The organism is Zhongshania aliphaticivorans, from assembly GCF_902705855.1.
Lineage (GTDB): Bacteria > Pseudomonadota > Gammaproteobacteria > Pseudomonadales > Spongiibacteraceae > Spongiibacter > Spongiibacter aliphaticivorans_B.
Genome location: NZ_CACSIJ010000012.1, coordinates 118533 through 137502 on the forward strand (window position 1 = coordinate 118533; position 18970 = coordinate 137502).

Annotated in this window: 21 protein-coding genes; 19 read left to right on the top strand and 2 right to left on the bottom strand. The window is 48.5% G+C overall.

Features of this window, described 5'->3' with window-relative positions; translation table 11 throughout:
* Positions 1–62 precede the first annotated feature (62 nt).
* The 19 genes from GVJ32_RS07640 to GVJ32_RS07730 all read left to right on the top strand — a co-directional run bounded on the left by GVJ32_RS07640 (position 63) and on the right by GVJ32_RS07730 (position 16896).
* Complete coding sequence (locus GVJ32_RS07640; protein WP_159239467.1) at positions 63–773, top strand: beta-ketoacyl synthase chain length factor; 711 nt, start codon at positions 63–65, stop codon at positions 771–773.
* A gap of 4 nt (positions 774–777) precedes the next feature.
* Positions 778–1605: a lysophospholipid acyltransferase family protein gene (locus GVJ32_RS07645; RefSeq protein ID WP_159239468.1), complete on the top strand. Its 828-nt coding sequence runs from the start codon at positions 778–780 to the stop codon at positions 1603–1605.
* The gene (locus tag GVJ32_RS07650; RefSeq protein WP_159239469.1) at positions 1529–1801 is read left to right on the top strand and encodes a phosphopantetheine-binding protein; all 273 of its coding nucleotides are present in this window, start codon (positions 1529–1531) and stop codon (positions 1799–1801) included. The genes GVJ32_RS07645 and GVJ32_RS07650 overlap by 77 nt, the downstream gene beginning before the upstream one ends.
* A gap of 4 nt (positions 1802–1805) precedes the next feature.
* A complete protein-coding gene (locus GVJ32_RS07655; protein WP_159239470.1) occupies positions 1806–2057 on the top strand; it encodes an acyl carrier protein in 252 nt (83 codons plus the stop codon).
* Positions 2050–2610, top strand: coding sequence for a hypothetical protein (locus tag GVJ32_RS07660; protein ID WP_159239471.1), 561 nt, complete (start codon positions 2050–2052; stop codon positions 2608–2610). The genes GVJ32_RS07655 and GVJ32_RS07660 overlap by 8 nt, the downstream gene beginning before the upstream one ends.
* Positions 2597–4294 (top strand): AMP-binding protein, encoded by a 1698-nt coding sequence (locus tag GVJ32_RS07665; protein ID WP_159239472.1) that lies wholly within the window; start codon positions 2597–2599, stop codon positions 4292–4294. Before GVJ32_RS07660 ends, GVJ32_RS07665 begins: the two co-directional genes overlap by 14 nt.
* A complete protein-coding gene (locus GVJ32_RS07670; protein ID WP_159239473.1) occupies positions 4287–5054 on the top strand; it encodes a glycosyltransferase family 2 protein in 768 nt (255 codons plus the stop codon). Before GVJ32_RS07665 ends, GVJ32_RS07670 begins: the two co-directional genes overlap by 8 nt.
* Positions 5051–5992, top strand: a complete 942-nt coding sequence (locus tag GVJ32_RS07675; RefSeq protein WP_159239474.1) for an LpxL/LpxP family acyltransferase — start codon at positions 5051–5053, stop codon at positions 5990–5992. Before GVJ32_RS07670 ends, GVJ32_RS07675 begins: the two co-directional genes overlap by 4 nt.
* Complete coding sequence (locus tag GVJ32_RS07680) at positions 5989–6429, top strand: acyl-CoA thioesterase (RefSeq protein ID WP_159239475.1); 441 nt, start codon at positions 5989–5991, stop codon at positions 6427–6429. The genes GVJ32_RS07675 and GVJ32_RS07680 overlap by 4 nt, the downstream gene beginning before the upstream one ends.
* On the top strand, positions 6426–6989 hold the full coding sequence (locus GVJ32_RS07685; RefSeq protein ID WP_159239476.1) for an outer membrane lipoprotein carrier protein LolA: 564 nt from the start codon (positions 6426–6428) through the stop codon (positions 6987–6989). The genes GVJ32_RS07680 and GVJ32_RS07685 overlap by 4 nt, the downstream gene beginning before the upstream one ends.
* An 83-nt stretch (positions 6990–7072) precedes the next feature.
* On the top strand, positions 7073–9328 hold the full coding sequence (locus tag GVJ32_RS07690) for an MMPL family transporter (protein ID WP_159239477.1): 2256 nt from the start codon (positions 7073–7075) through the stop codon (positions 9326–9328).
* Positions 9321–10547, top strand: a complete 1227-nt coding sequence (locus tag GVJ32_RS07695; protein WP_159239478.1) for an NAD(P)/FAD-dependent oxidoreductase — start codon at positions 9321–9323, stop codon at positions 10545–10547. The genes GVJ32_RS07690 and GVJ32_RS07695 overlap by 8 nt, the downstream gene beginning before the upstream one ends.
* Entirely contained in the window at positions 10535–11080 is a 546-nt protein-coding gene (locus tag GVJ32_RS07700) for a DUF3261 domain-containing protein (RefSeq protein ID WP_159239479.1), read from the top strand. Before GVJ32_RS07695 ends, GVJ32_RS07700 begins: the two co-directional genes overlap by 13 nt.
* Positions 11077–12261 (top strand): beta-ketoacyl-ACP synthase, encoded by a 1185-nt coding sequence (locus GVJ32_RS07705; protein ID WP_159239480.1) that lies wholly within the window; start codon positions 11077–11079, stop codon positions 12259–12261. The genes GVJ32_RS07700 and GVJ32_RS07705 overlap by 4 nt, the downstream gene beginning before the upstream one ends.
* Positions 12254–12733 carry an ApeP family dehydratase gene (locus GVJ32_RS07710; RefSeq protein WP_159239481.1) on the top strand — a complete coding sequence of 160 codons (480 nt, stop codon included), beginning with the start codon at positions 12254–12256 and terminating at the stop codon, positions 12731–12733. Before GVJ32_RS07705 ends, GVJ32_RS07710 begins: the two co-directional genes overlap by 8 nt.
* Positions 12730–13455, top strand: a complete 726-nt coding sequence (fabG, locus tag GVJ32_RS07715; RefSeq protein WP_159239482.1) for a 3-oxoacyl-ACP reductase FabG — start codon at positions 12730–12732, stop codon at positions 13453–13455. Before GVJ32_RS07710 ends, fabG begins: the two co-directional genes overlap by 4 nt.
* Positions 13455–14687: a beta-ketoacyl-ACP synthase gene (locus GVJ32_RS07720; RefSeq protein ID WP_159239483.1), complete on the top strand. Its 1233-nt coding sequence runs from the start codon at positions 13455–13457 to the stop codon at positions 14685–14687. The genes fabG and GVJ32_RS07720 overlap by 1 nt, the downstream gene beginning before the upstream one ends.
* Before the next feature lie 233 nt (positions 14688–14920).
* Complete coding sequence (locus tag GVJ32_RS07725) at positions 14921–16231, top strand: DEAD/DEAH box helicase (protein ID WP_159239484.1); 1311 nt, start codon at positions 14921–14923, stop codon at positions 16229–16231.
* Positions 16232–16401: 170 nt separating this feature from the next.
* Positions 16402–16896, top strand: coding sequence for a TIGR00645 family protein (locus GVJ32_RS07730; protein ID WP_159239485.1), 495 nt, complete (start codon positions 16402–16404; stop codon positions 16894–16896).
* A 12-nt stretch (positions 16897–16908) separates the two neighbouring features.
* Here the strand turns inward: GVJ32_RS07730 and GVJ32_RS07735 are convergent, their stop codons facing one another.
* Both GVJ32_RS07735 and dbpA read right to left on the bottom strand, forming a co-directional pair.
* Positions 16909–17424 (bottom strand): shikimate kinase, encoded by a 516-nt coding sequence (locus GVJ32_RS07735; protein WP_159239486.1) that lies wholly within the window; start codon positions 17422–17424, stop codon positions 16909–16911.
* A gap of 57 nt (positions 17425–17481) precedes the next feature.
* The gene (dbpA, locus tag GVJ32_RS07740; RefSeq protein ID WP_159239487.1) at positions 17482–18870 is read right to left on the bottom strand and encodes an ATP-dependent RNA helicase DbpA; all 1389 of its coding nucleotides are present in this window, start codon (positions 18868–18870) and stop codon (positions 17482–17484) included.
* Positions 18871–18970: the final 100 nt, after the last annotated feature.

Below are 18970 nucleotides of genomic sequence, written 5' to 3' on the forward strand. Positions count from 1 at the left end.
TGCTGTCCGCTCACTCCTGGTGAGAAACGAGCAACCCGCGCATTTACTATTATGGACTAGGAATGTCTATATCGTTTACAGTTTCTGAATGGTCTGGCTGGACCAGCGTGCCGATTAAAGGATTAGAAGGCAGTAGCCAACTGACATTTTCTGACAGCCCCGATGTACAAAACATCCCACCGATGCTCCGTCGCCGCCTGAATCTATTGGGGCGAGCCTGCGCAAGTGAAATTCTTCAGCATTGCGCTAAAGATGACGACATCCCGCTGGTTTACGCTAGCCGCCACGGCGACATAGAGCGCACATTATCTGTTTTACAAGAGCTTGCACTTGAACAACCCGTATCACCGATGAATTTTAGCCTTGCCGTCCACAATGCCATATGTGGCGTGGTATCCATCCATCAAGGCCTAAAAGGCAATATTTCAACGATTGCGGCAAGCAACGGGCTAGTTCCTGCGTTATTAGAAGCCTGCGGCCTTATTGAAGAGGGCAACGACAGGGTCCTATGTATTATTTGCGATACGAGCACCCCAGAAATATATCGAGACAGGCACGAAGCGGTAGAACAACCCTTCGCATGCTGCTTTATTGTGACAAAGGGTAACGCCCTGAATCTTGAAATGATTCCCAACGCGTCAAAACAAATCCCAGACGATAACACGCCGTTTTTGAACTATTCCGCACTACGCTTTGGTGCGTTTCTTAACTCCACTAGCACTAGCGCGAGCTTGCCCCACAATAATCAGCACTGGATGATTTCCAAAAATTAACACTATGACCTTGCGAGCCAAACTCAACTACTACTGGCGCCTGATTGCGACTGCACTCAGCTTCGCTTTATTTGGCATTGGCGGCGTTATTATTCCAGCTGTAGCCACCCCCGTTTTATGCCTTTTTGCTCCTGACAAAAGACGGATACTGGCGCGAAAATTAGTACATCTATCCTTCAAAAGCTTTGTTTACATCATGCGCGGACTGGGAATATTGCGCTGGGATATTACCGGCATAGAAAAGCTTAAGCGCAATCATGGACTTATATTAGCCAATCACCCCACCCTAATCGACGTGGTATTTCTAGTCGCCTTGATCCCGAACGCCAACTGCCTCGTAAAAGGACGCCTGCTTAGCAACCCCGCAATGCGTGGCTTTATATCACTTGCTGGCTACATCACCAATGACGACAGCAGTAGCTTATTAAACCCTGCGAACGACACTGACGGTCTTTTAGTAATATTTCCTGAAGGTACCCGCAGCACAGTAGGGCAGCCTCTAAAAATGCAGCGGGGAGCAGCTAATATCGCTATTCGCAAAGAAATGAATATCACGCCAGTCATGATACAGTGCACACCGGCAACACTGAGCAAACAACATAAGTGGTACCACATCCCTGAGCGCGCGTTTGTTATTTCGATCACAGTCAATAACGATATAGACATAGCTCAATATTTAGATGTGCCCGCAACACTGGCAGCCCGTCAACTTACCAAATACCTAGAACAGTATTTTTCACAGGAAAACCCAGTTTATGAGCAACCAGTCACTAATTCAGGAACTGAAAGCCCTATTGATTCAAGCCTTGGACTTGGAAGATATATCAATTGATGACATTTCAGACACTGATCCGCTTTTCCACGACGGCTTAGGACTAGACTCCATCGACGCACTCGAAATAGGCGTCGCGCTACAGAAAAAATATGGCATAAAACTGAACCCTGACTCGGACGATGTAAAAACCTATTTTTCCAGCGTCAGCCAACTTGCCAAACTGGTTGAGCTCAACAGAACAATAGAAGGGTAAAACCATGCATTCACGTTCAGAAATATATCAACATATTGTCAGCGTTATGAGCGACCTGTTCGAGATCGACCCTGCAAAACTAAGTGAAGACGCTGAGCTTTACGACGAGCTAGATATTGATAGTATCGATGCGGTAGATCTCATTGTTGAGTTAAAAAACTTCACCGGAAAGAAAATTGCACCTGAAGATTTTAAATCTGTCAGAACTCTGGGTGATATTGTTGATGCGGTAGAAGAATTGCTAAAAAATGACTAACAACGTCGGCATTCGCATTGCCCTCGGCCTGCTATTTCTTCTTTACCCGGTCATGGTTTATGTCGGCCTCGCTTTCTTCGACCCAAGGTGGCTGACTACCCTACTGCTCGTCACCGCCGCTGCGCGCTTGCTCGGCGGAAACTTTCCAAGAAAGGTATTAGTACTGTGGGCAGGCGCCGCGGTGCTTGCAATAGCAATTACCTTCATCGATGCCTCCGATATTGGACTTCTTCTTTACCCCATTCTCGTCAACGCCGTACTGCTTGCCCTCTTTGCGTGGAGCTACCTCAAGCCACCCAGCATCATCGAATCTATTGCCAGAAAAACCGAACCAGACCTATCGGAGGATGGCGTACGCTATACGCGCAAAGTCACCCTAGTTTGGTGTGCGTTTTTTTTAGGTAATGGTTTATTTTCGCTGTTTACATTAACTCAAAGCAGAGAATTTTGGGCACTATATAACGGCATGATTTCCTATATATTAATGGCGGTACTAATGGCCGCAGAATGGCTAATACGCCAACGAGTAAAAGCCAACCATGTCAGCGCTTAAGTCCCTCACCTCATATTGCGATCTTTCCACGCTCTACCCCGACGGCAAACTCATCGCCTACCGGGATTCCGAAGCCGTATTATGGTCCGAAGTATCCACACGCGTCGAACAATGGGAAAGCCAACTTGGTGGGATACCACAAACGTCCATTGCCGTTCATCAAAATAGCGGCATCGAGTTACTCGCCGTATTACTCGCCATTTGGCGACTCAATAAAATTGCCGTTATCCCCTCCAGTACACGCCGCAGTCACTTAGCGAGTGTTGTGTGCCCAACGGCTATATCTGAACTGGACGATACCGAAAATTTTGCGCTAGCAGCAATACATAACGCACCGACAAGCTCGGACGCCGCGCTGGTTATTTACACCTCCGGCTCAACCGGCCAAGCCCAGCCGTGTCAAAAAACTTTTGGCCAACTTAATGCTGAAATAGCCAGTTTTGAAGCATGCTGGGGACAAATACCAGCATGTAGCCTCTTTGCCAATTCGGTATCTAGGCATCACATGTATGGTCTGCCATTCGCGCTACTTTGGCCCTTTCTTCGCGGCAACCCATTTACCGATGTCCGCCTTCCCTATTTAGAATCGCTGGAACATTTACCCAGCAACTCATTTACCTTAGTGAGCAGCCCAGTCCAACTCGCAAACCTGCCACTTAGCTTAAACACTGCAAAAATTTCAAATGAATGCGTCGCAGTTTTCAGTGCCGGCGCGCCCTTGAATTCCGACGCGGCGGAACGCTGCCAACACTATTTTGGAAAACCGGTCACCGAAATTTACGGTAGCACCGAGACTGGGGCTATCGCTCGGCGCCACCAAACTATCAGTGATGCGTGGCAACTACTGCCAAATACCAAACTGCGAATTAGCGAATGTCAGCACATAGAAATTTTTTCTGCTGCTGCCGGTAGCACCAACAACTCTTGGCTACGACTTTCAGATATCGGAGAGCAACTAGACCCACAGCACTTCCACCTAAAAGGCCGCGACGACCAAATAGTGAAGGTGGGCGCAAAGCGAATATCACTAAATAGTATTAACGACCGACTGATATCGCACCCCTGGGTACGCGACGCGCGAACCATGCTACTAAGCGAGCGAAAATCAAGAATCGCTGCGGTTATATGCCTAACCCCAGAGGGCAACGACCAATTAACTGACACCGGGCGGCATAACGTAAACGCCGTATTACTCGATCATTTGGGCGACCATATCGAAACCATTGCTAGACCAAGGTATTGGAGATATTTATCTACAATGCCGATGAATAGCCAAGGCAAAGTTCATACCGAAGTACTGGAAAACCTATTTTTCAGCGAGCGCCAGCCCCGCCTACCAGAACTCGTCGCACGCAATACAACACCTGACGATACCTGCGCCAACGTCACACTGTTTGTGCCTCATCAACTCTTTTACTTTAATGGCCACTTCCCTGGCAATGCCATCCTTCCTGGGGTTGTACAGCTTAGCTGGGTCATGCATTTTGCACGACAGCATTTTCCTACACTGAGTAAATTCCAACGTTTAGAAGTGATCAAATTTCAGAAAATAATACGCCCCGGCGACACCATTCGTCTTGAACTAATATGGGACGCCGCCAAAAATCGTCTTGTATTTAACTACTACAACGGCGCTGAGCAAGCACTGTCTAGCGGCCGTATCGGGTTTGCTAGTCATGACTAATGTGTCGAGTAATTTTTTTGCACCCTGTGCGCTAATACCCGTTTACAACCACTCACTGGTACTCGCCAACACTTGTAAAACCATACTAGCCAAAGGCTTAGCAATAATTTTGGTCGACGATGGCAGTAATGAGCCGTGCAAAAAAATCATACAATCGATTATAAGCAGCAACGAGAAAATCACTCTAATTGAACACAGCACTAATCGCGGCAAAGGCGCTGCAATCAAAACTGGTATCACGGCCGCTCAACAACTTGGTTTTAGTCACGCCATTCAAGTAGACGCGGATGGGCAGCATAACCTCGCTGACATCGAGCGTTTTATTGGCGCGGCGAATAAGGCACCAAACGCGTTAATTTTAGGCTACCCCGCCTACGACGAGTCAGTACCACGCCACCGTTATTATGCACGCTACCTTACCCATATCTGGATATGGATAAATACACTATCAACCAGCATTAAAGACACCATGTGTGGCTTTAGGGTCTACCCCATACAGGAAAGCTCAGCTTTAATAGCTGCCTCAACAATTGGCGATCGAATGGAATTCGACTCAGAATTTGTCGTCATGTGGTACTGGTCAGGCTTAAGTATTGCTCAACACGAAACCGACGTGCGCTACCCACAAGACGGTATATCGCACTTCCGATTGCTAAAAGACAATCTTCTCATTTCAAAAATGCATGCCAAGCTTTTCTTTGGCATGTTGTGGCGACTGCCAAAACTACTTCAGCGTAAGCTAGTGATGGCAGGCAAATGAACAAAGCAAAAAATTGGTTTTCTATTAGAGAGTATGGTTCCAAAAAAGGGATTTCACTGCTGCTAGCCTGCTATAAATTTGGCGGCCGCTGGTTATTTGCTGGCATTCTATTTCCCGTTATTTTCTTTTACTTTTTATTGCGTCGAGACGCCCGCCACGCCTCCTATTTGTACTTAGAAAAGATGCACCACATTAACAATGCTTTTCCAAAGCCACGGGTTCAACACTGCTTTCTCCATTTCTGGCACTTTGGCCTCTGCCTGCTAGACAAATTTAATGTATGGATGGGATATATTCAGCGCAGCGATGTCACTATACACGGCGGCGAATATATTGCAGACATGATAGCGCAGGGTAAAGGTGGCGTAATTTTCACATCCCACCTTGGCAATTTTGAAATCTGTCATGCGCTCTCCGAAGGACGCGATGGCATGAGGCTGACAGTGCTTCACCACAGCCAACACACCGCAAAGTTTAATGAAGTACTGCGTCGCTATAGCCGCGACTCGCAAGTGGAGCTTATGCAGGTAGGCGACCTAAGTATCGGATCGGCAATACGCTTGAGTGAAAAAATATCCAGAGGCGAATTTATCGCAGTCGCCGCCGACAGAACACCAATCAACAATCCTACCGCCGTACAATTAATCGATTTTTTAGGTGTGCCAGCGGCATTCCCAACGGGACCATTTTCCATGGCTCTTGCACTGCAATGTCCCATCTTTGCGCTGCACTGTATCAAGCTTAATGGCCGCTATCACATTCATTTTGAGCCTTTATCTAAAGGTGAAATCAGCAGCCGTAAACAGCGCGAGACCATCCTTGCTACACTGATGAAAAAACACGTTCAACGCCTCGAACACTTTTGCAAACAAGCGCCTTGGCAGTGGTTTAACTTTTACCCATTCTGGCCATCTGATGACACGGACAATCAACCATGAGCTCGTCAAACAAAGCAACCGTCACCCACAGCGCAAATGTCATTATTGACGTACCCTTCCACGACGTCGATTCAGCGCAAATCGCCTGGCATGGCCACTACGCCAAATACTTTGAAGTTGCGCGTTGTGCGCTATTAGAAACCGTTGACTACAACTATTTACAAATGAGCGAATCTGGTTATTTTTGGCCAGTAGTCGATATGAGAATTCGCTACATTAACCCAGCCTTATTTGGCCAAAAAATACGAGTTAACGCGACCATTACCGAGTGGGAACACCGCCTTCGGATTGATTACAAAATATTTGATAATGAATCCGGCCAACGTTTAACCAAGGGCTACACCATTCAGGTCGCCGTCGGCATTGAAAGTAAAGAACTACTACTAGCCTCGCCCCCAGTGCTGTTTGAAAAGCTTGGTCTGGACGACACACTATGATTCGCGTCCTTCTCTTCGCCATAAGCCTCTTAAGTTGCGGCGCAAACGCGGGGGCCGCCATTGAACAACTTGCTATCGATGCAAAGAGCATCCAAGGGATTAACGGCAAATTCACCCAGTCTCGCCACATTGCCATTCTAAGCACACCACTCCGCTCCGCTGGTGAGTTCCGCTATCAGCGCGAGATTGGCCTTGTATGGCATGTTAGCCACCCGGTAGAAAGCACATTGGAAATCTCTTACGACAAAGGTCTACGATTAGTTAATGACGATGGCGAGGCCAAATCAGTCACCGGGGCGGAGTTGCTCACTCAATTATTCTTAGGCCTTTTTTCTGGTAATCTCGATGCGCTTTTAGATATTTTCAATATCGATGAACATAAAGACGAAGCAACTTGGCGCCTGCATCTAACGCCGAAAAGCGACGCCCTTCGCCAGCATATAAGCCATATCAATATTGTAGGAAACAATGGCGTTAATGCCATAACCGTTGTAGAAACCAGTGGCGACCGCAACGAAATTCACTTGCTAGAACAACACATAGAGCGATCTATTGAATGACATCGATCGCGACAAAAAAACCTGCACAACGCCTATTTGTAGGAATATGGTTTAGCCTCCTATTGTGCATTACGGTATTTTGCGTGCAACATATTCGTCAGGGCGATGCCTTCGAAAGCAATATTCTTGGGCTACTGCCCAACTCAGTAAGTGAAAATATACAGAGCAGCACCAACCCGTCTTTAAATATTGAGCGCAAATTTGTATTACTTATCGGCAAGGCCAACCCTTCGCCAAACTCGGCCCTTGATGCAAGTCGTGAGCTACTCCATCAGCTGAGCGACCTAAACGAAGTGCGGATAGACCAACATAATGGCGAACAATTAAAACAGCTACAAAACTTTTACCAACCCTATACCAATCAACTTCTCACATCCACATGGCGCCACCGCCTTACAACTGACACACCTAAAAGCATAGCCCAAGCCGCCTATGCTGAGCTATTTAGCCCAGTCGGCACTTACCGCCCCTATAATTTTCAACATGATCCATTTAATTTGGCGGGTGATTGGTTACAGCAACTATTACCCCAGCAAGGTCAGTTTCGCGCATCGGAGATACCCTCTTTAAAAGACGGCAATCAACTGTGGTATGTGATTTCTGGCGAGCTGCAAGCGAGTCCATTTTCGCCAGACGGTCAGCAAGCTCTTATTTACGTCTTAAACAATTTTGCTAAAAACCACCAAGATCTTACAATCTTGCGCTCCGGCATCGTGTTTCACGCCGCCGAAGCAACAGCTTTATCTACAAAAGAAATTTCCACCGTGGGGCTCGGCTCTATACTCGCGATCATCGTCTTGGTCATTGCCGTCTTTCGCTCCTCAAAATCTCTGCTGGCAATTCTGGCAACACTCAGCGCTAGTGTTGTTGCCGGCCTTGGGTCGTGCTTTTTAATCTTTGACCAAGTACACCTTATTACCATCGCATTCGGATCAACACTGCTCGGTCTCGCAGTAGATTATTGCTTTCATTTTCTCATAAAGTACCGGCAATTACAGAACGCCCAGTTTGCGGTACAACACATGAAAAAAGGTCTCATCTTTAGTGCGGGATCAAGTATTTTAGCCTATGTTTTTCAATTTTTATCACCCCTCGCAGGACTACAACAAATTGCAGTGTTTATGTGTGCAGGCCTTGCTGCTGCAGCAATTAACATTGCGGTTTTGGGCTTCTATTTTAACGACTCACGATCAGTGTCGTTTTCCACCTACTTACAGATATTTCCTAAGTACATTGCGCCCCACTACCTCCGGCTAACTCACACAAAACTAACGACGAGCTTTATACTGCTCCTGTCGGTAATTATAATGGTCGCCGTCATTATTCATCGCGGCGGTAGTGATGATATTAGAAGTTTGAACTCGTCTAGCGCCGGCTTGATAGCGTCTGAAATAAAAGTACAGACATTACTCAACTTTCCCGACCAACAACGCTATTTACAAATCAGCGCCCAAAGCAGCCAACAATTATTAAGCCATAGCGCCTTGCTAGCAAATGAGCTCAACAACAATGGGGTAGCGACGTCTGCCTCTCATGTTATCGGCCTCGCACTGCCCTCACTGATCCAGCAGCAAGAAGATTTTGCGCTCATCAAAGAAAAAGTTTATGGCCCTAGCGGTGCGCTCACAGAATTATGTAAACTATTAGCCAACGACTGCAGCGCGTGGCCAACAAAATCGATAGAATTTAGCTCATCGTTAACGCCGAACAATATACCCCAAGGCCTTAAAATGCTGGTGCCTGCATTCATTATGAGCAACACCTTAGATACCCGCATATTACTTGCCCGCGACACTAACATTGCGCCCGAGTTAAACGCACTTATTAACACTGAACCTAACGTATTATATGTCGACACGGTTGCGAACTTGTCCCACAGCCTTCAACTATTACGACACAACACCAGTCTCGCACTTGGCGGCTTTTTGATTATTTTCTCACTGTGCCTTATCGCCGTTTATCGTAATAAAGCCTTGGCGCCACTTATTGCATTGGGTATTACTATAACCGCGAGTATTGCGTTTGGCGCTAACAACGGCGTTAGCTTATTCCATATTCTTGCGCTACTGCTTGTCATCGGCTTGTCGGTAGATACCTCTATTTTCTATCTAGAGTTAGGGCTAAATGCAGAGACATGGCTGGCCGCCGGCCTCTCAGCAATTACCTCTATACTTGCCTTTGGCTTACTGGCGTTGAGTAAAGTCCCTGTTTTACATCAGTTCGGCAGTGTGGTCTTTGTCGGGCTGGTATGTACTTGGCTAATCAGCCCACTGATATTTTATCTTTTAAACCTAAACAATATCCCTCCCCATGTAACAAGGAAATGTAGTGATGAATGAGCACTGTGATGTTGCAATTATAGGCGCAGGACCAGCTGGTAGCATCGCAGCGGCGCTGTTACGTAAAGCGGGGCACCACGTCGTAGTATTAGAGCAAAGCCATTTTCCGCGCTTCTCTATTGGCGAAAGCTTGCTTCCGCAATGCATGGAATTTGTTGAAGAGGCGGGAATGCTCGATGCGGTCAACAACGCCGGATTCCAGTTTAAAAATGGCGCGGCGTTTAGCCGCAACAATGCGCCAGGGGCATTTGATTTTACGCAGAAGTTTAGCGATGGTCCCGGCACCACATTCCAAGTCCAACGCGCAGATTTCGACCACTTATTAGCAAAGCAAGCTATTGCAGCCGGTGCTGACATTCGCTTTGGCAGACGTATTGACGGATTTGGCTATGATGACACAGACTTGCCAGTCTTGAATTACCGTGACGAGAGCGGCGACACTCATACTCTACACAGTAAATTTGTACTCGACGCCTCGGGCTTTGGTCGTGTTTTACCACGACTATTAGATTTAGAAACCCCCTCAGACTTCCCAGTTCGCCGCTCGCTTTTCACGCATGTAGAAGACAATATCAGCGATGACAACTATGACCGAGACAAGATTCTGATTGTTGTACACCCCGAGCATAAAGACGTATGGTTTTGGTTAATTCCCTTTAGCAACGGTCGCTGCTCTCTCGGCGTAGTTGCTAGGCAGGAATATTTTGATCTAGACAATAATGACGCCGAGGTTTTACTAAAGCTTGTTGTAAGCGAAAGTCCTGAACTTAAACGGATACTGGCCAACGCCAAGTTTGACACGGCGGTGACTGTACTCGGCGGCTACGCTTGCAAGGTTAAATCTTTGTGGGGCAAACATTTCGCATTACTCGGAAACGCCGGCGAGTTTTTAGACCCCGTATTCTCATCTGGCGTGACCATCGCAATGAAATCGGCAAGCCTTGCCGTACCGCAGGTAAACCGAGAACTTGCCGGCGAGGACGTCGATTGGCAGCAAAGCTATGCCGCCCCGCTACAGTTAGGTATCAACACATTCCGCGCCTATGTTAACGCATGGTATGACGGCTCATTTCAAGATGTGATCTTTTCATACAAGCAGCAACCAGAAGTACGCGGTATGATTTGCTCGATTTTAGCGGGTTACGCATGGGATCAAAGCAACCCCTTTGTCAGCAATCCAAAACGACTCCAAACCGTGGTTTCGCTATGTCGCGAATAGCAATACTGCTGGGGCTTTTAGTGCTGCAAGCCTGTGCCTCGTATCGTCAGGCGCAGTTATACCAGTTGGATCTTCCGTCGCACACCGCACTGAATTGCTGCTGGCAGTCACAGGAGTCTATCCTAGTATCTAGTGGTGGGCGTAGCACCCAGATCCTCAGTGTCTTAGAGTTGGTGGATGATCACCTCACCATTGTGATTTTAGATCCCCTTGGACGCAGCCTAGCCACCTTCCAACAGGACGCCAGCGGCCTACATACACGAACGGCACCAGATGGTTGGGACCCACGCCTGAGCAGACAAATGCTGCTCGCCATCTACCTAGACCAACTATCGGCATCTGAATGGCAATTCACACAAGCCGGCTGGTCTGCCGAAATTAATGAGCAGCGCCGAGTCTTACGCTATAACGACAGTATTAAATTATTTATAGAGTATGACACCAATCAGCAAAGCCAGCGTCGGCGCCAAGTTCACTTCGCCGACCAAGCACTGACACTCGAGATCAAAACTCTCTCAAGGACAGTCCTGTGAATTCGACACCAATATATTTAAATCACGCGGGTATATGCTGCGCATTAGGAAATACCATTACCGAGGTAGAAGACGCCCTATTCGCAAAAAACCCCACCAGCCCATTACAACCTAGCGACGAATTTTCTCCAGGAACCGCGATCCCGTTTGGGCGAGTTCGAGGAGATATTCCGCACATTTCTCTCAGTGGCGAAAATAGCAGAAACAACCGAATATTAGCGCAGGCCATCGAACCAATACGGCAGGAAATCGACACTCTAATTAAACGCTATGGCAGAGATCGTATTGGCGTCATTATTGGTACCAGCACATCCGGTGTCGCCGAAGGTGAAGCAGCCATGCTTCCCACCGAAGATGGCTTTCAATTGGCCCCCGGCTACCACTACAACAATCAAGAACTCGCAGCCCCAAGCCGTTTTTTAGCTGCTTGGCTTGGACTTGAGGGGCCATGTTGGAGCGTATCATCCGCCTGTACCTCTGGCGGCAAAGCGCTCGCCAGTGCGGCACGACTGCTCAAAACAGGAATGTGCGACGTGGTTATCGCGGGCGGTGTCGACAGCCTATGCCGTATGACGGTGAATGGTTTTGGCGCATTGGGAGTCACCACCCCAAACCTATGCAATCCGTTTAGTGCTAATCGAGACGGCGTAAACCTTGGTGAAGGTGCAGCGGTATTTGTTATTAGCCGCGAACATGCCGCCGTAAAACTGGCAGGCTACGGTGAAACATCCGATGCCCATCACGTCTCCTCGCCAGATCCTGAAGGCAAAGGCGCGGAAGCGGCCATCAGAAAAGCATTAGCCAATGCCAATTTACAGGCCGGCGACGTCGACTATATAAATCTACACGGCACCGCAACCCTACAAAATGACCTAATGGAAGGCAACGCAATTCACCGTGTATTTAATAGCGATGTTGCGTGCAGCTCAACCAAACCTTTAACCGGCCACACCTTAGCGGCAGCCGGTGCCATCGAAGCCGTATTCTGCTGGCTCACTGTACAACGTGACGACGCCCTCCTGCCGCCCCATTTATGGGATGGTATTGAAGATAGCAATATACTCGGTGTACGCGGCTTGGGGCGCTCGGCAAGCACTCAAACCCATGTAGTGATGAGTAACTCCTTCGCCTTCGGCGGCAATAATTTGTCCTTAATTTTAACTAGAGAACCCCATGAGTAGTTACAATACGGATGGCGCTATAATGTCGCCGATGAGAATCGAGCCATTTATCCCCCATGACGGCGCCATGTCGCTATTAGACGACATTATTTCGCAACGCCCGCACGGCATCACCGCGCAAGTACGTATTAGCGAAGACGCCTTATTTGCAGAGCCAGAAGGTGTTCCCAGCTGGGTGGGTATCGAATACATGGGACAAGCGGTTGCCGCTTATGCAGGTCATAAAGCAAGAACCTGCGGTGCGGCTGTTAAGATTGGATTTCTTGTTAGCACCCGCCGTTACGATGCGGGATGCAGCCACTTTCCCGTCGGGGCGATATTGAATGTCTCAGTGGACGCCATCACCGACGGCGATACCGGATTACAGATTTTCAAGTGCCGAATTAGCGGTGGAGACATTAACATTCAAGCGAATCTAAACGTTTTTATGCCTGAGAATGTAGAGCAATTTATGCAGGAGAATAGTTTATGAGCGGTAGCGTACTCGTTACTGGTTCAAGTCGTGGCATCGGACGCGCCATTGCCCTCGAAATTGCCAAAGCCGGATACACCGTCATTATTCACTGTCGCAGTGAACGAGGCCAAGCGGAAGACCTTCAAAAGCAAATTACCGATCTCGGAGGCAACACCCGCATACTTCAATTCGACGTTACAGATCGTGCGCAATGTAAGCAGGTACTTGAAGCAGACATCGACGCACATGGCGCTTATTATGGCGTTGTATGCAATGCGGGTATTATTCGCGACGGTGCATTTCCCGCACTCAGCGGCGAAGATTGGGATGCGGTCATACACACCAACCTAGACGCGTTTTACAATGTGTTACACCCATTGATAATGCCCATGGTTCGACGCCGCCAAGCAGGTCGCATTATTACCTTAGCATCGGTATCAGGCTTAATGGGCAACCGCGGCCAAACAAATTATAGCGCCTCAAAAGCCGGCATCATTGCCGCTAGTAAGTCGCTGGCCTTAGAGCTCGCAAAACGAGAAATTACCGTTAATTGTGTTGCCCCAGGTCTCATTGAAACCGAAATGACCGAGACAGTATTAAGCAAAGAGGTCATGGCCATGATTCCCGCGCGGCGCGTCGGCAAGGCCTCCGAAGTAGGCTCACTGGTTAAATATTTACTATCACCCGAGGCGGCCTACATCACCCGTCAGGTGATCTCTATCAATGGAGGTATGTGCTAATGAGGCGTGTCGTTGTTACAGGTATGTCAGGCATATCTCCCATTGGCTCAGACTGGCAAACAATCGAGCACCACCTGCGTACAGGGAAAAACGGCATACAGGTGATGGATGAATGGAATAAATATACCGAGCTCAACACCCGCCTAGGTGCGCCGGTAAATGATTTTGTGCGCCCCGCTCACTACTCCCGCAAAAAAATTCGCAGCATGGGCCGCGTAGCCCTTATGAGTACCCGCGCCACCGAACTGGCATTAGAGCAAGCCGGATTACTTGACGACCCGTGTATCCGAGACGGCCGTATGGGGGTCAGCTATGGCTCATCAACCGGCAGCCCAGACGCCGTCGCTGATTTCGGCAATATGCTAATGAATCACGCCAGCGCAGGTATTAATGCAAACTCCTATTTAAAAATGATGAGCCACACCGCTGCAGTCAACATCGGCGTATTCTTTGAATTAAAAGGTCGCGTTATACCCACGTCAAGCGCGTGCACCTCCGCCAGCCAAGGCATCGGCTACGCCTACGAAGCCATCAAATATGGCCATCAAGAACTGATGGTCGCAGGCGGCGGCGAAGAACTCTGTGCCACCGAAGCCGCCGTATTTGACACCCTTTATGCCACTAGCACTCGTAATACCGAACCCGAGTTAACCCCGCGACCCTTTGATAAAGACCGCGATGGCCTAGTTATTGGCGAAGGCGCATGCACATTAATACTAGAAGAGCGTGAACATGCCATCGCCCGAGGCGCAGACATCCTCGCCGAAATTGTAGGCTTTGGCACAAACTCAGATGGTAGCCACGTAACCCAGCCACAAGCAGAAACCATGTATATGGCCATGCAACGCGCCTTAAAAATTGCAGATATTCCCGCATCAGCAATTGGCTACATTAGCGCCCACGGAACAGCAACAGATCGCGGCGACATCGCCGAGTCGCAAGCAACAGCGAAGTTATTCGGAAATTCAGTACCGATTAGCGCACTAAAAAGCTTTACCGGCCACACTCTCGGTGCATGTGGTTCATTAGAAGCCATGACCGCCATCGAAATGATGAATAGAGGATGGTTCCACGGTACTGCGAATCTTAATACCGTAGACCCAGAATGCGGAGAACTCGACTATTTAACTGGTGACGGACGAAATCTCGATGTTGATTATATTATGAGCAACAACTTTGCATTTGGAGGAATAAATACTTCTTTGATCTTCAAACGTACTAAGGCCTACTAACACCAGCTCGATTGACGCAGGGTCTATAGCCCTGTGTCAATCGAGATAAGTCTATTTTAAACAATGCACGTATTATTAAATCACTTTCCGCACCAGCACATGGATCATTACTCCGTCCTATTCACACTCTGTAGTCTGGCACCAAAGTAGCTTTTCCCGTAAGCTGCACGCCGCTGTCACCTTGGCTGCGACCATCACGCCGCGACATGCGACATTTTTGAGAAGATCATTTTATGAGTTTTACCTCCCTGGGCTTATCTGCCCCGATTTTGGCCGCTGTGGCTGAGCAAGGTTACGACACTCCATCCCCCATTCAAGCTCAAGCCATACCCGCCGTATTAGAAGGCCGTGATGTTATGGCCGCGGCACAAACTGGCACCGGCAAAACGGCGGGATTCACACTGCCTATTTTGGAATTACTGTCACGGGGCGAGCGCGCGCAAGCAAACCAAGCCCGCGTACTGATTCTTACCCCCACCCGTGAACTAGCGGCGCAGGTTGGCGAAAGCGTAGCAACCTATGGCAAACATCTACCACTGCGTTCGGCTGTGGTATTTGGCGGCGTTAAAATCAACCCGCAAATGATTAAATTGCGCCGTGGTGTAGACGTGTTGGTCGCCACCCCCGGCCGCTTATTAGATTTGTATAATCAAAATGCCGTCAAATTCAAGCAGCTAGAAATTTTGGTATTGGATGAAGCTGATCGCATGTTGGATATGGGCTTTATTCACGACATCCGCAAAATTCTCGCGGTATTACCCAAGCAGCGTCAGAACCTGATGTTCTCGGCCACCTTCTCTGGGGATATTCGCCAGCTCGCAAAAGGCTTGGTAAACAATCCCGTAGAAATTTCGGTTAGCCCAGAAAACACGACGGCCAAAAGCGTTACTCAGTCTATTTATCCCGTTGATAAAAGCCAAAAGCCGGCCTTGCTAACTCATCTGATTCACAGCAATGATTGGCAGCAGGTGCTTATTTTCTCTAAAACCAAGCACGGCGCCAACCGTTTAGCGGCACACCTTGAGAAAGCGGGCATTGGCGCAGCAGCGATCCATGGCAACAAAAGCCAAGGCGCACGCACCAAAGCCTTAGCCGATTTTAAAAGCGGTGCAGTTCGCGCTTTAGTCGCAACTGATATTGCCGCACGTGGTTTGGATATTGACCAACTTCCACAAGTCGTCAATTTCGATTTACCGAATGTACCAGAAGACTATGTTCACCGTATTGGCCGTACCGGTCGTGCCGGCGCAACGGGCAATGCGGTGTCACTGGTATGCTCAGATGACTTTAAACTGCTAGCCGATATTGAGCGCCTGATTCAAGAAGTATTGCCGCGTGAAACGCTAGAGGGATTCACGCCCACGCATGCCCTACCAGAGTCACGCATCAATCAACGCCCGCCACGCAAGCCGCGCCCTAAAAACCACAGTGAGCATCGCGATGGTCAGCGCCCCGCTGGCAATCCCGCTAACCGTAGTGGCCGAAATAGTCGTCCCAGCGGCAACCGCAGTGGTAATACTGGACGAAGCGCACCCAAAGCGTAGAATGTACGTTGGCGCGACGACCACTTGCGGTTGTCGCGCCCGCCCCTCCTGGCTCAATCGGCCATATCAATCCGATTTAAAATAAAATCCACTTAAATACTTTGCCTTCCCGGCCAGCACCACTAAAATGCCGAGCAGAAAATCATCATGCTGCCATTAGGGTGTTTTACATGCTTGAAAAAGTGTTTGAACGTATTTTGTATTCAGCTCGCTGGTTACTGGCGCCAATCTATCTCGGATTAAGTTTTGCGCTGCTAGCACTCGCCATCAAATTTTTCCAAGAATTATTTCATGTGTTGCCACACATATTTGAAACATCCGAAATGGATTTGGTATTGCTGGTACTGTCGCTCATCGACATCTCACTGGTCGGCGGCTTACTCGTGATGGTGATGTTCTCAGGCTATGAAAACTTCGTCTCTCAAATAGATTTAGACGATAGCGATCACAAGCTTAATTGGTTGGGAAAACTCGATACCGGAAGCCTTAAAAACAAGGTTGCCGCGTCTATTGTTGCGATATCGTCCATTCACTTATTAAAAGTATTTATGAACGCAGACAAAATCGATGATGGAAAATTGATGTGGTATGTGATCATCCATCTGACCTTTGTGATCTCCGCCTTTGCGATGGGCATGCTAGACAAACTCACCCGACACGATTAAGTCGGCGTGCTCTTAAAGCTCAATACTTTCGAGATCGACATTTTTAGTCAATAAGGTTTTACGCCCGTGAAAACGAGTGTAAAACTCTTTATGGGCGGCGTAGGAAAACTCATCATCGCGCTCATCATACTGAGCAATCCAGCCTATCAGCATTTCTAGATTTGCATCCTGCGCCGCTTTTGAGGGATATTTATGCGACTCCCACGGGCGTGTCTTTGCGTTGGCAATACACGCCTCAACAGGTAAATTCATAAATACAATATGGTCGGCATCTGCGCTGACTAACGCCAATAGATCGGTATAACACCCCTCTATCACCCAGCCGCTACTCGCGGTATTGTCTTTAATAAAGTCTTGTAGTTGAGTATTGGCGTCCGCAAGAGGTGCTCGCTGCGGTGGCGATGTAGGTAGCCAAGCGAGGGTGTCTAAATCGAGGTGAGCAAAACCTCGGCTAGCAGCCAATGCACTCGCCAAGGTCGATTTTCCTGAGCCGGAATTACCAAAGATAAGAATATGTTGAGACGGCATTATTTGCTTCCCCCAAAAAACGCCGCTCAAACGCCATCAAGCCAATCGTTGATAGCTCTAACCGCGTATACGGCGCACTCTAAAATTACGGCCCTTTAGCTTACCTTCACTCAGTTTACGCAGCGCATCGGCAGCCACGTCATTGCGCACCGCGACGTAGGCGGTATTGTCGAAGACATGAATTTTGCCAACGTCAGTACCTTCAATCCCATCCTCGCCAGTGAGCGCGCCAACGATATCACCGGGACGTACCTTCTGCTTTTTACCACCGTCAATCTGCAAACACGCCATGGGCGGCTTGAAGGTGGGTTTATCAAGGTGATTAATATCCGGCAAGGCTTCAGGAACCACTTTATTACCGCGCATTTCTTCAATACGGGCAATTTTGGCACTTTCGCGATCGGTATAGAGGCTACACGCAATGCCTTTACCACCGGCACGTCCGGTACGACCAATGCGGTGAATATGCACTTCGGCGTCGCGGGCGATATGGTAGTTAATAACTGCGTCTAGAGCGTCGATGTCCAAGCCCCGCGCGGCAACGTCAGTGGCCACTAATACCGATACGCTTTTATTGGCGAAGCGGACCAAGGTCTGGTCACGCATTTTTTGATCAAGATCGCCATGTAAAGCCTGCACGCTAAAACCTGCTTCGCGCAAATCATCGCAGACTTGCTGGGTTTCATGGCGGGTATTACAAAAGATAACCGTCGAATCGGGGCGGTATCTAAGCAGCAGTAATTTCACCGCAACAATACGCTGGGTATTATCGGCTACTTTGAAAAAGTGCTGGGCTATGCTGTCGTTGTCGTGAGTAGATTCTACCTTAACCAACAAAGGACGCTGCATAATCCGCATCGCCACATCTTGAATCTCGTCAGGATACGTTGCGCTAAACAGCAGGCTTTGGCGCTCTTTAGGGATGTAGCCAATAATGGTGTCTAGCGAATCCTGGAAACCCATTTCCAACATACGATCCGCTTCGTCTAAAACTAGGGTATTCACATTTTCTAATTTGAGTGTGCCTTTACGCACATGCTCTTCAATACGCCCCGGTGTGCCCACAACAATATGCGCGCCGTGCTCCAACGAACCGATCTGCGGCCCAAAGGGCATGCCGCCACACAAGGTCAGAATTTTAATATTGTGGATGGTACGGGCTAATTTACGCAACTCTTTAGCCACCTGGTCTGCCAACTCACGGGTTGGACACAGCACCAAAGACTGCACACAGAAGCGTTTAACATCCAATTTTTGCAGTTGCGTCAAACCAAATACGGCGGTTTTCCCTGAGCCGGTTTTCCCCTGTGCAATCACGTCTTTGCCATGCAAGGTGTGCGGCAAGGCCTTGGCCTGAATGGGGGTCATTTCGGTATAACCCAATGAATTCAGGTTGTCTAATAAAGCGGGATTTAAGGGAAGGGTAGAAAATTCTAGCTGACTCACGGTGTTTTTCCTGTAATACCGCCAGAATAAATACGCGGCGGTGGCGCAATGTACGCAGAGATAAATAGTGTTGCTGAAAAGAAAAAAGGGCAAGACCCGT

Coding starts and splice junctions, on each gene's coding strand:
- GVJ32_RS07640 (WP_159239467.1), top strand. CDS start 63: ATGTCTATATCGTTTACAGTTTCTGAATGGTCTGGCTGGACCAGCGTG.
- GVJ32_RS07645 (WP_159239468.1), top strand. CDS start 778: ATGACCTTGCGAGCCAAACTCAACTACTACTGGCGCCTGATTGCGACT.
- GVJ32_RS07650 (WP_159239469.1), top strand. CDS start 1,529: ATGAGCAACCAGTCACTAATTCAGGAACTGAAAGCCCTATTGATTCAA.
- GVJ32_RS07655 (WP_159239470.1), top strand. CDS start 1,806: ATGCATTCACGTTCAGAAATATATCAACATATTGTCAGCGTTATGAGC.
- GVJ32_RS07660 (WP_159239471.1), top strand. CDS start 2,050: ATGACTAACAACGTCGGCATTCGCATTGCCCTCGGCCTGCTATTTCTT.
- GVJ32_RS07665 (WP_159239472.1), top strand. CDS start 2,597: ATGTCAGCGCTTAAGTCCCTCACCTCATATTGCGATCTTTCCACGCTC.
- GVJ32_RS07670 (WP_159239473.1), top strand. CDS start 4,287: ATGACTAATGTGTCGAGTAATTTTTTTGCACCCTGTGCGCTAATACCC.
- GVJ32_RS07675 (WP_159239474.1), top strand. CDS start 5,051: ATGAACAAAGCAAAAAATTGGTTTTCTATTAGAGAGTATGGTTCCAAA.
- GVJ32_RS07680 (WP_159239475.1), top strand. CDS start 5,989: ATGAGCTCGTCAAACAAAGCAACCGTCACCCACAGCGCAAATGTCATT.
- GVJ32_RS07685 (WP_159239476.1), top strand. CDS start 6,426: ATGATTCGCGTCCTTCTCTTCGCCATAAGCCTCTTAAGTTGCGGCGCA.
- GVJ32_RS07695 (WP_159239478.1), top strand. CDS start 9,321: ATGAATGAGCACTGTGATGTTGCAATTATAGGCGCAGGACCAGCTGGT.
- GVJ32_RS07700 (WP_159239479.1), top strand. CDS start 10,535: ATGTCGCGAATAGCAATACTGCTGGGGCTTTTAGTGCTGCAAGCCTGT.
- GVJ32_RS07710 (WP_159239481.1), top strand. CDS start 12,254: ATGAGTAGTTACAATACGGATGGCGCTATAATGTCGCCGATGAGAATC.
- fabG (WP_159239482.1), top strand. CDS start 12,730: ATGAGCGGTAGCGTACTCGTTACTGGTTCAAGTCGTGGCATCGGACGC.
- GVJ32_RS07720 (WP_159239483.1), top strand. CDS start 13,455: ATGAGGCGTGTCGTTGTTACAGGTATGTCAGGCATATCTCCCATTGGC.
- GVJ32_RS07725 (WP_159239484.1), top strand. CDS start 14,921: ATGAGTTTTACCTCCCTGGGCTTATCTGCCCCGATTTTGGCCGCTGTG.
- GVJ32_RS07730 (WP_159239485.1), top strand. CDS start 16,402: ATGCTTGAAAAAGTGTTTGAACGTATTTTGTATTCAGCTCGCTGGTTA.
- GVJ32_RS07735 (WP_159239486.1), bottom strand. CDS start 17,424: ATGCCGTCTCAACATATTCTTATCTTTGGTAATTCCGGCTCAGGAAAA.